This window comes from Mesorhizobium ciceri biovar biserrulae WSM1271 (assembly GCF_000185905.1).
Lineage (GTDB): Bacteria > Pseudomonadota > Alphaproteobacteria > Rhizobiales > Rhizobiaceae > Mesorhizobium > Mesorhizobium ciceri.
The window spans coordinates 61,456-73,765 of record NC_014918.1 but is presented as its reverse complement, the minus strand read 5'-3'; the positions used below and the strand labels follow the sequence as shown (position 1 = coordinate 73,765).

Genomic DNA, 12,310 nt, shown 5'->3' with positions numbered 1-12,310 from the left:
AGGGCGTATCCTGTTGGGCTATGTCCACTACTTCCACATCCAGACCAGCTATACGGCCCTGATCAACGCAAAATCAAACCTTGAAGAGCGGTTGGCGCGCTGGCTCCTAATGTGTGACGATCGGGTCCACGGCGAGCGCCTTGCGATCACCCATGAGTTTCTTGCCGTCATGCTTGGAGCAAGACGCCCAGGCGTTACCGTTGGGCTGCAAGTGCTGGAAGGACGTGGTTTCATCTATTCTCGACGTGGCGAAGTGCACATCAGGGACCGCAGCGGACTTGCGGCCTGCGCAAACGGCACCTACGGCAAGCCAGAAGCCGATTACGTTCGGCTAGTTCGATTATAGCGCTCTAAGTTCGATTATAGCGCTCCAAGCATGCCGGACGTAGACCGCAGTGATCCAAGCACCTGCGCCTCGCGCCAGCAATACAGCCCGTCCCGCCCACATTGCCGGTGACACGAAACGGCTGCGGAAGCCGCGATGCGACCCGATTGCAATCCAACCCTGGGCGCGCACGGATGTTCCGGTCTTAACACTTTCTTGCCCAAAGAACAGCCTCGCGCAGGCCAGGCCCATGCAAGACGCGCGTCTACTCGTGATCGAGGTCTTCTGGGCGCTGAGACCGCGCACCACCATGAGTCCCGCGCGACCCGCCGATTAGCCTTCCTCGGCGCTATTGACGTTCGCAAACCGACCGGCTCATTGGTTGCGGCACAACGGTCCCGGCGGTCTGTCGTAAGGCCCCGCCGATGCGTACGGCGGGTTCGCACGCTGGAGCCCCTGCGCGGCTACACAGCGAAACCGGGTAAGCTCAAAGCCACTCAGCTTCCCTGAAGGGTGATGCTCAAGCTCAGCAGCCTTTCACCAGCCTCGTCCCTGACATAGATCGCCAATTGCTGCCCATCGGGGTCCTTGAAGAATTCAAGCGCCAAATCTCTGAGCCCGTCCATGCCCTCTCGGCATGCTTCCTCGATCCCATCACATTCGATCCCCTCATCGTCTTTTATGAGCTCGTCGCGGACACTGCTGTCAAAGAAATATCTCGCCATGGAACACCTCTATTGGCGCAACACGTCAGCGGCCCTTTGGTGCAGATACATCCCATCAAAATCCCCGGCGCGAACGAGCCCTGACCAGTCGGTTGCATGAAAATGCGAGCCCACGGTGGATATCAGGCCGTCGCGTCTAAGATCCTGAAGAACTCGGTTCACGTGTACGGTGGAAAGGCCGAGCGCATCACCGAGCGCAGCCTGCGTTATCGGAAGGCGGGCCACATGATCTTCTATGCGGCCGACTGCGCGGAGGCGGACAATAAGTTCGCACAAAATATGAGCCATGCGAGTATAGGCGTCGCGTCTTCCGACGTTGGTGACCCACTCTCGATAGATCGCCGCATCGACAAGCGTCGAGCGCCAAAACACTGTGGTTATCGAAGGGTGCTGGTCGCAAATAGAGCGAAGAGCGTCGTGCCGCATGAAGCCCACCCGAGAGGGCATTAGAGCCGTAAAGGTGCAATCCATGACCGACAGATGCAGTCCATGAAGGTCGGGAATGTCGCCGGGAACAAAAAAGGAGGTGATTTGGCGTTTGCCGTCGCCTGTCATTTTGGTCGAGCCTATCATGCCGTCAAGAACAACAAACGAAAGCGTCGGCTGGTCGCCATCGCGCAGAATGTCTGCGTTGGCCTGATATTGCTTCTCCTCAATCCGGGCATTTCCCAAAATTGCAATATCTGGTTCTGCGAGTTCCGAGATGGTCTGGAGCTTGCGGATCAAAATGTTCGAGGAAGGAACCTGCGCCATGAAGAACCTGTTGGGGTTGGCGCCCAACTTACAGCGGGCGCTAATGTTCCGCCGCGCTGCCCAGAGCAGACGGCCCGTGGCCAGCCAGCGCGACCGACCTGCTTTCTTGCCAGCGTCGAGACGTCACTATCATAGTTGATTGTGGCTGCCGCTGACCTTGCGTAAGGGACATCCATCGCAATCGTCTAACAAGGAAATGGTATGTTGTATCCGGGCCGATTTTTGGAGCCGAGCGATGTTGAGATGCTGGCCCACGTTTGTCACACGGTCTGCAACGAGCGCGGCGTACCTCTCGCTTCGGAGAGAGGAGAGCGCATAGCTGCGCACGTGCTCAGGCTGTTCATGAACGGCTTGACTGGGCCGAATGAACTGCTTGACGCTGAGAGGAACTGGGCTAGGCGGCCTGACCTTCCGGTCGAGCAGATTGATATCAACTACACAGGTATGAGAAAGGCCGCGTGATCCAGTTTGGTTTTTGCAGCCGGCACTTGGGGAGATGCCGCGTGACCGGGAACAAACCTTGCTTTTGAGAGTTTGTAGAGCCGTTTCAGCGGACGACTGACCGAAATGCTCCTCGCCGTGAAGAGTGCCATCTCGAGGGCCGTTTTGGCTGGCAGGCGTGCCAGTGCGGAAGTGTTCGGTGTGGTTGACCTCACGACCAAAGCGGGTGCCAAAATCGCTCCCATCACCTTGGGAATGGCCATTCAATTCGTGGCGAACGCATCGGTGCTGGATACGACGTTCGCCGAGCCATGGTCTTCTACGGCGAACCGGCGACGCCGAGCCTAAGGGCGAGAGAGTGCGAACGCTTATGGGCGCAGTTTGGCGGCGCGCTCCTGCGACCGTAATCCCACCATCTTCCGGACGATGTATGTCCGAACAGGCACATTCTTCCTTCGGGGTGGCCGACCTTCCGCGCTGTGTTTGGATGACCATGAGCGCCCATGGATGGTCTGATGACAGCGCACAGACCCAAGAAGGTCGCGCCCGTTACTACCCGCTTTGTACGCTTCTGGTACTTGTCTTTTTCAGAAAGTGCGCCACAGAATAGACGATTGAGGTTCTGTCTCTCTGGGAGGATGGGATGGACATTCAAACACCTGTCCGGCCTGCGCAGACGACGGCCAAGGAGCTGGTTCGAGAGAGCCTTTTGGGCCCTCAACCGGGCGCCATAATTTCCGTGAAAGCAACCATTACAGCAGTGCGCGAGCGCGGCCTTTATCTCCATGAGACGGACTGCCAGTTGGTCGCGATGATCGTCGATTGTGCCACGAAACGGGAGCTTTTCGTTGCGTTCGACGTGCGCGAATCCTGATGCCCCTTCGTTGGTTCAACCCGCCTGTCTACGTCAAGACCGACAGACCGGGATTCCGCCTTGGGATCAGCCGTATCGACACTGCCGCCGAGGAACTACTGAAGTGGTCCAACCGTGGCCCCAAATGGCGACTGGCGGCGGAGGCCTGCCTGACGGCGATGGATGGCAAGATGCCGACCAACGACTTCCGTGTACTCTTCGAGGATGCGGCTGAGGAGGAGGAAATGCTGCTGCCCGATTAGCAATGTTAGGGGCGTCGAGGAACATTCGCAGCCGGCCACCGTTGCATGCCCGGATACCAACGAGCGAAGCTGGCGTCGAATGAACTCAGGTGCCGTCCTGGTCGTGGAGGATGAGAGCCTTATCCTCCTGGATATCGAACACTCGCTGCGTGAAGCCGGGTTCGAGGTGATTGCCGTCTATAAAGGGGACAATGCCATCGCGACCTTTGATCGTAACCCGGATGGTGTCGCAGCCCTCCTGACCGATATAAGGATCGGAGAAGGCCCCACTGGCTGGGACGTCGCCCGTCACATGCGGACCGTCAACCCCAGTTTGCCAGTCATTTACATGAGTGGCGATGGTGCGGAGGACTGGCCGTCACTTGGAGTGCCAAACAGCCTCATGATAACCAAGCCGTTCGTTATGCCCCAGATCATCACGGGCCTCGCAAACCTTCTCAATTCACAAGCAGGGCTGGCAGCTCCTGGCTGACGTGCCCCCCAGTCACACGATCCCCTCGCTCAGACATTTGCATCAGACATTCCGATCTCCTAAATTAGCCGCGTGGTGCAACTGCGATACGGCTTAAGGCAAGACTCGGACGAGAGCTGGACGGTATTCGACGTGTTTACCGGCCAGCCAGCCGATGCATGGGGGGCACCGGCGGAATATTTGGATCAGGAATACGCCGAAGATCTGGTAGGCATACTGAATGCCGAAGACCTCAAGCGTCGATTGTCGCGAGGGAGGGTCGTATGATGGCAACCCACTGGTTCACCCCCGGTTCCCGTCATCGGGGGGCGACCCGGCATGACCTACAACGTCAACAGCGTGGAGGTCGCTTCCGAATATCTGGTGAAATGGACAAAGCGTGGCCCTAAGTGGAACCAAGCTGTCCGCGCCTGCATGGCCGCTATGGCCGGTGAGGCGACGGCTCAAGAGGCGCGGAGGTGCTTCGAGGAGGGGCAGTTCCGAGCTGCTCATGAAAAGACTGACTAGCCCGCCACCCCGTCGACACCTGCGGGCAGCATTACCGGATGGGTAGCTCGCTGAAGACCAAGCCAGATACAAACGTGGCGGAGTTCACGGGCCGGACCTAAGTCCCGCCGCCAAAACGCATTGGTCCGAGCTTGGCTTCCGGTAAGGAACTGTCTCGGGAGATCGATGTTGCGTGGGCGGCCACAGCTACGTCCCTCCCCGCGGTCGTCGGTTCGCACGGGGGGCGAACCCTAGCCTTGAAAGGGATTGTAGCGTGGGATGGACCTATGACTACCCAATCTTCTACAACCGTCACGGGGCTTACCCTGACCGCAGTTTGCCGGATGGATCAAACTCCCCACAAAGGACTTTCAATGCCCATACCTGACGAGTTGGGAGATGCGGAGCTCGTTTTCGACTGCCCCAAATGCTGCCATCCTATTGTAAGGCGAGGATCATGGTTCAAGGTAATATCCATGTTTCGTTGCGAGGCCTGCAATGCCAAGATTCGTCTCGGCTACCCAGACAAGCTGGTGTTGTTCGAACGGCATCGCCATCTGATAAAAATCCCACCAGCGGATGCATCCGCTTTTTGAATGAGACCGTAGCTCCGCGGACCTACTCTGGAATTCCGGCGTCGAAGTGAGCGATGGCTTCGACGAAAATGCGGTAAAGGCTATCCACATCCTCATCCAGCTCTATTCTCTTGATGCCGACCGCTTTGGCGTCGGCTAGCAGCTTGTGGGTGAGTTCACCGATTGAGACCGCGTCGGGAGGCGCCGTCTCTGGGATGTCGTTAGCAATCCACTTGTGCAGAAAGTTGATGCCGCGTGTGCTCATCTAAAGTTCCACGAGCCGCGAAGAGCACAGAACGCAAGCACAGCGACAGCGGCCGAGATCAGAATTCCTTTCGGGTTCTGCCACCTTGGTGGAGGGCGAGGTACTAGTTTCTCGGCATGATCGCTCATATCGAGACAAGCTACGCCGGGAGATTAGGTTCCGCTTATCTTTGACGCGTTCGGTCATCGGCAGGGCTGCCGAAGAGGCAAGCTGGAAACCGCAGCTAGTCGGCTTTGTGCCTACCGCTTAACCTTTGTTATTGCAGTGGTGCTGCCCTGCGGTATTTACGCTGCGCCGCTGCGTCCTATGATCGGTCAGCGAGAGCTTCCGAAACTTGAGCACGTGAAGGAATGGACCTATTTTGGGTGATGCCGATGCTGGTCATTGTCCACCTTTCGAGTGTCGCGAACGCCGCAGATCAACAGGATGGATTTGATCGTGAAAGGAAGCCGACCGAGTATTTCGTTGTTGGATTTCGACATACTCTCCCGGGCTCTTACGTCAGCCGTCCGGGATAGCCCGGACTCCAATTGGAAGGTCCAGGCGCGCGAGCTTGTGCGCCTCTACACTGGCAAAAAGTCAGCCGACGAAAATTTGATCGCAGCATTGGTTCATGCCAGTCGCGCCCAGTTGGACTTGGAGGAATCCAAGGCCGGTCGGCCCGGCAAGATTGATTGAATACCTCCACTTGCTCGACGTGCTTTATCACCGGATTCTGGATGGCGTTTCTAAGGCAAGGCTAGAAATGCAGCGCGACGGAATTTGACCTCACAACGCCTCACCTCAGCTCAAAACACGCTCATTACCAGCGGGTGCTGCATGGAATAGTTCCGGCAAATCGAAGTTCGGCTCCGAACGGAGACGGACATGGCAGTGACCCAACGTGCCAACGACAATCGAATGCCAGAAAAGAAGCCGTTTGGCCGCGCGGGGGAGATGTCGCGCGAGCAGGCGGAGGAAGCAGTCAGGTCGCGACGAAGGTACAAGATGGCGAGACGGGCACGGGAGTCGAAGCGAGGCTCGGCCATGCCTCGCATCGTTGCTGTCAGAAGCCAAGACTAGGCCGTTGCCGCTTCCGCTGGTCAGGCAAAATGAAGACGGGCAGGCCGGGGCGTCAGAATGTCGGTTTAGTACAAACCCGAGCTCGGTACGTTTCCAACTCTGACATTTCTTCCAAGTCTTTTGTAATCACGGTGGCGGGGGCTCGCCGTGCATCGATTCGCATTCTCCTATGATTGTCGCGCCAAGAGGCGTAGCGTCACAAGATCGTCTGCACGTTTTTACGGGCGCGGACGGCAAGGAGATTGGAAAGCTCTTGCCCCAGGCGGGATTGAGCCATGACCAATCCAAAGAACAATTCCTATAAAAACGGATTGCTGTGTCGGCTCAACCCCGATGACCTAGCGCTTCTGCAGCCACACCTTGAGCCATGTGCCCTCAATTTGAGAATGAATCTGGAGCAAGCCGCTTCGGAGATCACTACGGTGTACTTCCTGGAGGACGGCATCGGTTCTGTGGTTGCGAGGACCTTGGGGAGGGAAGCCGAGGTTGCGCTTATCGGTTTTGAGGGAATGACTGGTGCGGCGCTCGTGATGGGGGCTGACTATGCCGCGCATGAATGTTTTGTCCAGCTGCCCGGCAACGCTTTCAGGATCGGAGCTGAGCCATTCAAGGCGGCACTCGCGAACAGCCCGACGCTGCGCCTCTTACTCTTGCGCTATGTCCAGTATCTCCACATCCAGACCAGCTATACGGCGCTGATCAACGCGCGCGCAAACCTTGAAGAGCGTTTGGCGCGATGGCTTCTAATGTGTGATGATCGGGTCCACGGTGGACGCGTTGTGATCACCCATGAGTTTCTAGCCATCATGCTGGGCTCGAGGCGTCCGGGAGTTACCGTTGGGCTTCAGGTGCTGGAAGGACGCGGGTTCATCTATTCCCGACGTGGCGAAGTGCGTATCCGGGACCGCAGCGGCCTTCTGGCATCTGCAAATGGCACCTACGGTCAGCCGGAGGCAGACTACGTGAGGCTGCTTGGAGACATCCGCTCGTCTCCAGACCTGACTTAGATCATTGGTGAGCACAACCGGTTGCCATTAGAGATCATCTCGCAATCCGGCGCTTCAGATCGACATCCTTCAGGGAGATCAACGTCGTTGGCATACTATACCTTGGCCTTACGCCACCCAGCCCACCACGCTTCCCATTCCAAGCAGAACCATCTCTCCCCTCGAGGTTGCATGGAAAATCACCAGCACAGATTCAACTGTCATATTGAGCGACGGATCGTGGGGAGTTTGGGATTGCGTCGCCAATAGGCCGGCGTCGCCAATACCCGGCAAGGTTAGGCGGTGGCGACCTTCTCGGGTGCACTGCCCACACGGCCGAAGCGGCGGCACACGTCCTGACGAGATTGCCAGGGCGGACTTGATGCCGTCGCTATCCGCATAGCGGGCATTGTCAGATCTGCGGGGACCTGATCGATCTCCGCCTACGCCCGCAGCAGTGGGCAATTAGGTGATCAATAAACGAAGGTGCTACATCGGGCTGACTTTTCCCATTCCCAACGCCTCAGCGACATCGAGCTTTCGCGTGCGATCCGTGCCAACCTTATGCGCCAGCGGGCGTGTCTTGCTTGACGAGCTTGCTTGCGTCCGCATGGAAGTCAGGGACGCCTCTGCTGTTCGCTCATCTACGGTCGGACTTTGCAGAAGCTTCGCTTCAAGCACTAGCGACGCCCAAGGCCCCCCAAATCAAGCCGTCCTGTAAAGGCTGAAGTGTCTGTCCCACGACCAGGGAACATGTCTCTGAAATGGAAGTTCGGGACGCGATTGGTAAGGAAATCTCCTTGAAACAGCCGAGCAAGGCCCCGCCACCGATTTCGAGACCCGGTGCCGGGCCACCTGCGATCAAATCTTTTGGTAGCGCTGGAACCTGTTTCTGAAATCCAAGTTAAGTTCAGCTTGGTTATCAATCCCCACCAAGCGTAGGCGAGCAAGGCCCGTCGCTGTTGTTGTGTGCTCAGCGGCGGGCTTACTTCATTTAACCTCACGATTTCGCCTCACGGATCGCCCGCAAAGTCGCGTGGCCTAGCTTGTCCTCTCGCTTCAAGGTCTTCACACGTCCGACAAGGTCGACGGTGGTGGGGATAACGCTGATTCTGGCGTCGGCAGTTTGAGTTACGCGACCTGATGCCGCTCTCCCAGAAACTATCTTCGGTTGAGCCAGGGCGTTGGTTCATCGTTGCCGCCCACTATCGGTGCGAAGGTTGCCAGCGTTTACACCGCCTTCCTTATCCAGAAAAGGTGGAACTGTTCGAAAGATACGCCCAAGGGTGTGAAGACGGGCTCGGCAGCATCGACAGTGGGCCCGCACCGCTTGGGTGAGGACCGATGCGGGCCCGGCCAAGGGTTGCCTTTCCTTGGCCAGCAGCGTGCGGGGCGCTGCCGCCAAGAACTGAGCATGAGTAATAAGGTTCCGCCGATACAAAAAAGCCCGCCAGCCGTCAGGCCAGTGGGCAGTTCTCATGGGGAAAGCACCGAATGGGAACAGTGCAATGACCCAATCTCGACAGCGCGGTTTTTGTTCGAACGACCTAGCGTCGTTGCCTTGTAAACCGTACGGCAACCCTTCCGGCCTTTCGATTTTTGCCCGATGGCTCGCTATCTGCGGCCCTGTCACCTCAAGGTTTAGGCGTGACGCGCTTGGGAGGGGCCATGGCTGACACCGAGATCAATCAAAACGAGGCGCGAAAGCGGCCCTTCCCCCTGCCCTGAACCGTGGGGTGCGTATCTTGGACATCGTCGCGAGATCACGAACTTCCCCAACGCTATCGGATCTGGCTCGCGAGCTTGGAATCGCGCGTTCTTCTGCGCATGCGCTATGTTCGACGCTCGTACACTTGGAGCTCTTGATACGCCGCGGCGACCAGACCTTCCAGTTAGGCCCCCCGTCATGCGATGGTCGAACGCCTTTGCCCAGCAATCCGACGTGGCGACGGAGTTGGCGAGACGGAGTTGCCCGGGGGCAACAATTATCCTTTCGGTGCTCGAAGGGAGAGAGGTCTTCTATCTCGCCGCACGCAATTCGAGCGTTAGCCATTCGCTGATCCAGTTCCGTCCAGGAATGCGTTTGCCCGCAGCCTTTACGGCCACCGGCAAAGCCTTTCTCAGCCAGATGAGCGATTTCGAAGTACGGCGGCTCTATGCCGATGGTCTTCCCGAGCCTCGAACACAGAAAGCGTGCAAACTATTGACGACCTCATTGCTGAAATGCGCGATATCCGCACGAATGGCTTCAGCTGCGACGACCAGCAGGTTGCGGACGGGATCATCTGCTTTGGGGCCCCGGTGCTGAATTCCCTTGACCGCCCAATCGCGGCGATCGCCGGGGCAATCGTTTGACGCATTGCGGAAGCCGAACTAGCCGCTTCATTAATCACAGGCATTCGAGGCTTGGCCCAAGGGCTCACGAGCAGCTTGCCTTCGCCGGAACCTAGTCCCCTCAGGGAACAAACAGATCGAGCTCCAGTTTGGCCTTCCAAGCAAGCAGGCGCGATAGATGGAGCACGCCATGAGACATTCACACGTCACGACGGCCGCGGCCGCTTTCATAGCTCTGACCTTCCCCGCGTTGGCCCAGACAAGCGGAACACCGGCCCCCTCGACACCCGCACCCCCTCCGGCCACCGAACAGCCGGTCGGCGGGCAGTTGCCGGATATCAACCGACAAGCGGACGGACCAACACGCGAAATGATCCGCCAGATGGTTGAGCAAGCGGTCCGGGAGAGAATGAAGCAGGATCGCGGTTCTGAGGAAGGTTTCCGCGATGAGGAAGATCGCTACATGAACCAGGACGGCCGCATCAAGGATGCTGACCGCCCCGATGAAGCTAGCCGTCATGGCGACCATTGGCTAAATCGTGGCGACTGGGGCAGAGGACACAGAATGGCTCGACACCGTGGTCACCAAATGATGCGCGGTGCCGGCATGCGACTGGTGTTTGGACTGTTGGACACGGATGGCGACGGTTCATTGTCCCAGAACGAGGTTGAAGGCGGGGTCGGCAGGATCTTCAGCAACATCGACGAGAATGGTGATGGCAAGATCGATCTGGACGAAATCCAGTCCTTCATGCACGGCTCCAACATGCATGGCCGAAACAGCGAAGACATGCCGTAGCTGTTTAGAGGTGAGGACTTACTTCAGACGGAGCGGCGAGCGGGCGGCGTCGAGCGCGAGCGGGTGGAAGTAATGGCGTTGCGCTATCGGGCGCGACGTGCCAGGGGGTTGATCCTTCAAAGCCATGGAAAGCCGAATCAATCCTACTTTGTCCATGAGCACCCGCAATTTGGGCTGCCGCGCGACCCAGAAAGTTCGAAAAGCTTCCAGGAACCCCAGGGGAATTGGCGGCGACATTGCGGCCCCACGGATAACGCAGCGAACGTCGGCGAAAAAGCGGCCAATGTCGTCGGCAAAAGTATGTCCGAATGACTGTCGGCTGCAGTGTCGTGGGAACGAAAAAAGAAACTTTCGTGTGCGATTTTTGCACACGGTTTCCCGCAATTATCTGAAAGGCTCTTCCGGAAATCTGCCCATTCGGGAGCACCCTCCCGAATGGCGGCTTCTGCCGTCGAGGTAGAAATGACGTCATGTCGCCTTTTTCTGGATTCGACATATTGCTCGACCAGCATTGCAGACCTCTTGCAGCAATCTTATCTGTAAACATCGGGTTTCTCCAGGCGGCCGAGGCCGCATTCGTCGGCGGCGCCATACTTCAATTGGTGAACCCGCGACACGAGCGTTAGCTCGTGGCCAAAGCTGCTGTCGGGTATTTTGTTCCGGATAGCCGAGGCTTGGCAATTCCCAGCATTTCTGCTGAAGTTGGCGTTTTGGAGCGGGGTGGAGATGGTTCGGAATTTCTGTTGAATGCCCTGCGCGACGTCCGCCTGACGCTGATGTGACCTAATATCGTTCTTTGCCGACACCCTTGCTGTCTCTGTGGGATCATGGTCTCCGGCAAGTGACGCCGCCAACCCGGTAACCGTGAGCCCCGGACCGAAATAAGTTCATGGTTGTCGGGGCGTATGTTTTGTCACGGCCTTCGACGATGGATAATTTCTTCAATAAGCTTCGCGTCGGCTTCGTGTTCCGCGGCCCGCGTAGCCATTTGGCTGGCCAAGCTATGTCTTTCCCGAGCGGCTTCTCGTTTCGCCGTCCGTTTCGCCAACTCGGCCCGCTGCTGGTGCGCTCTTAGAAGGCTCCAAAGGGCCTGTTCCGCATCGTCCGCCTGGGCCTGCATCAAAACGTCCGCTCCGAATGCATGTCCGGTGTGACAACGGTAACGGGTAATCGGCCCGTCTTCGATCTCCCAAAGCGGTCCGTGACATTCGGGGCAGACAAATATCGAGGGGATGCCAAGCTGGCGTTCTGTCTGTTCCATTGTGCTGTGCTCCTGAGCAGCAATCGCAGCCTCAAGGCGGATGACAGGCGGGATTTCTGGTGTCGGCCCTGCGAGTTCGGACGCAAGCCTGCGCAACAGGCCAGCCATTTCGGACAGGGCGACGCAATGGTCGACTTCCACATTCTGCAAGGCGCTCAGCGGCATATCGGGTACTGCAGCGTCGTCGGGATCTTGGACCACGCTGACCCCTCCGCAAATCTTGATGGCGCGCAAGCCGGCGGTCCCGTCGGAGAGGCTGCCCGTGAGCACGACACCAATCACGCTGCCGCCAAAGCTGCAGGCCGCTGATCGAAAAAGGGGATCGATGGCAGGGCGCGCCAAATTCTCCCGCGGCCCGCGCCGCAGCAGCATGTGATCATCATGTAAAAGCAGGTGAGCTCCGGGCGGTGCAACGAAGATGTGCCCGTTTCTGACCTTCGTGCCGCTGGCGGCATTCGCTACCGGCATGTTGGCAGCGCGACCGAGAATGTCGCCGAGGTAACTCGTGAGACCGACGTGCTGTACGATGAGGAGGGCCGCCGGAATGTCCGGCGAAATATCCCTGACAAGTCTCTTCAGCGCGTCGAGGCCCCCCGCCGAGGCTCCGATTGCGACAATGCACCGGTTCTCGCAACCGTAGGCACGGACCTTCTCCGACTGCCCCGCATGTTCCGACTCTGATCGTGGTGCGGCGGTGGCCATATGTGCTT

General features: G+C 58.1%; 13 protein-coding genes and 2 pseudogenes. 11 read left to right on the top strand and 4 right to left on the bottom strand.

Annotated features, from left to right (window positions below; translation table 11 throughout):
- Positions 1-10: 10 nt before the first annotated feature.
- A pseudogene (locus MESCI_RS30515) lies at positions 11-346 on the top strand (Crp/Fnr family transcriptional regulator); the annotation flags it as partial.
- A gap of 476 nt (positions 347-822) precedes the next feature.
- Here MESCI_RS30515 and MESCI_RS30510 read toward each other — a convergent pair.
- Positions 823-1,050, bottom strand: coding sequence for a DUF6894 family protein (locus MESCI_RS30510; RefSeq protein ID WP_013525064.1), 228 nt, complete (start codon positions 1,048-1,050; stop codon positions 823-825).
- Between the two features lie 9 nt (positions 1,051-1,059).
- Positions 1,060-1,803 carry a Crp/Fnr family transcriptional regulator gene (locus tag MESCI_RS30505; RefSeq protein ID WP_013525063.1) on the bottom strand — a complete coding sequence of 248 codons (744 nt, stop codon included), beginning with the start codon at positions 1,801-1,803 and terminating at the stop codon, positions 1,060-1,062.
- Between the two features lie 1,084 nt (positions 1,804-2,887).
- Between MESCI_RS30505 and MESCI_RS30500 the strand changes: the two genes are divergently transcribed.
- The 4 genes from MESCI_RS30500 to MESCI_RS30485 all read left to right on the top strand — a co-directional run bounded on the left by MESCI_RS30500 (position 2,888) and on the right by MESCI_RS30485 (position 4,339).
- Positions 2,888-3,118, top strand: coding sequence for a hypothetical protein (locus MESCI_RS30500; RefSeq protein ID WP_013525061.1), 231 nt, complete (start codon positions 2,888-2,890; stop codon positions 3,116-3,118).
- A complete protein-coding gene (locus MESCI_RS30495) occupies positions 3,118-3,360 on the top strand; it encodes a DUF982 domain-containing protein (RefSeq protein WP_013525060.1) in 243 nt (80 codons plus the stop codon). The genes MESCI_RS30500 and MESCI_RS30495 overlap by 1 nt, the downstream gene beginning before the upstream one ends.
- Before the next feature lie 79 nt (positions 3,361-3,439).
- Complete coding sequence (locus MESCI_RS30490) at positions 3,440-3,832, top strand: response regulator (RefSeq protein ID WP_013525059.1); 393 nt, start codon at positions 3,440-3,442, stop codon at positions 3,830-3,832.
- Between the two features lie 318 nt (positions 3,833-4,150).
- Complete coding sequence (locus MESCI_RS30485) at positions 4,151-4,339, top strand: DUF982 domain-containing protein (protein WP_013525057.1); 189 nt, start codon at positions 4,151-4,153, stop codon at positions 4,337-4,339.
- 597 nt (positions 4,340-4,936) lie between these two features.
- Here the strand turns inward: MESCI_RS30485 and MESCI_RS30480 are convergent.
- Positions 4,937-5,158, bottom strand: coding sequence for a DUF768 domain-containing protein (locus MESCI_RS30480; RefSeq protein WP_013525056.1), 222 nt, complete (start codon positions 5,156-5,158; stop codon positions 4,937-4,939).
- 426 nt (positions 5,159-5,584) lie between these two features.
- On the opposite strand from MESCI_RS30480, the gene MESCI_RS30475 reads away from it, so the two are divergent.
- The 6 genes and pseudogenes from MESCI_RS30475 to MESCI_RS30450 all read left to right on the top strand — a co-directional run bounded on the left by MESCI_RS30475 (position 5,585) and on the right by MESCI_RS30450 (position 11,121).
- Positions 5,585-5,836 (top strand): hypothetical protein, encoded by a 252-nt coding sequence (locus MESCI_RS30475; protein WP_024505862.1) that lies wholly within the window; start codon positions 5,585-5,587, stop codon positions 5,834-5,836.
- Positions 5,837-6,495: 659 nt separating this feature from the next.
- On the top strand, positions 6,496-7,227 hold the full coding sequence (locus MESCI_RS30470) for a Crp/Fnr family transcriptional regulator (protein ID WP_013525055.1): 732 nt from the start codon (positions 6,496-6,498) through the stop codon (positions 7,225-7,227).
- Between the two features lie 1,703 nt (positions 7,228-8,930).
- On the top strand, positions 8,931-9,266 hold the full coding sequence (locus tag MESCI_RS33395) for a helix-turn-helix domain-containing protein (protein WP_082827633.1): 336 nt from the start codon (positions 8,931-8,933) through the stop codon (positions 9,264-9,266).
- A gap of 91 nt (positions 9,267-9,357) precedes the next feature.
- Positions 9,358-9,561, top strand: a pseudogene (locus tag MESCI_RS33440) (IclR family transcriptional regulator domain-containing protein); the annotation flags it as partial.
- 169 nt (positions 9,562-9,730) lie between these two features.
- Complete coding sequence (locus MESCI_RS30455; RefSeq protein WP_013525054.1) at positions 9,731-10,339, top strand: EF-hand domain-containing protein; 609 nt, start codon at positions 9,731-9,733, stop codon at positions 10,337-10,339.
- Between the two features lie 629 nt (positions 10,340-10,968).
- Positions 10,969-11,121, top strand: a complete 153-nt coding sequence (locus MESCI_RS30450) for a hypothetical protein (RefSeq protein WP_155925010.1) — start codon at positions 10,969-10,971, stop codon at positions 11,119-11,121.
- 131 nt (positions 11,122-11,252) lie between these two features.
- Here MESCI_RS30450 and MESCI_RS30445 read toward each other — a convergent pair whose 3' ends face one another.
- Positions 11,253-12,302: a chemotaxis protein CheB gene (locus MESCI_RS30445; protein WP_013525053.1), complete on the bottom strand. Its 1,050-nt coding sequence runs from the start codon at positions 12,300-12,302 to the stop codon at positions 11,253-11,255.
- Between the last annotated feature and the right edge of the window lie 8 nt (positions 12,303-12,310).